Below are 254 nucleotides of genomic sequence, written 5' to 3' on the forward strand. Positions count from 1 at the left end.
CTTCTGACGAATCGAATCAACTCCGCGCCGTATTCGATCGCGTTGACTCCTTGCGGAGTAAGCGACGAGTGCGCCGAAACACCATGCAGATCAACACGTATGACGTTCATCGACTTGTGTGCGCGAATGACCCGCATCTCCGACGGCTCTCCGACGACGCACACATCAGGGCGCAGGTTCCGGGAAACAACCTCCTCGACCAACCCGGCCGCACCGATGCAGCCGACTTCCTCGTCGTAGGAGAATGCAAAGTG

Annotated in this window: 1 protein-coding gene; it reads right to left on the reverse strand. The window is 58.3% G+C overall.

From position 1 onward, the window contains the following. Window positions 1-254: peptidase dimerization domain-containing protein (locus ACKRDP_RS10010; RefSeq protein WP_409154636.1), on the reverse strand; the 254-nt coding region annotated here is incomplete at both ends.

It is taken from the genome of Pampinifervens navoyensis, from assembly GCF_046159715.1.
Classification (GTDB): Bacteria; Aquificota; Aquificia; order Aquificales; family Aquificaceae; genus Pampinifervens.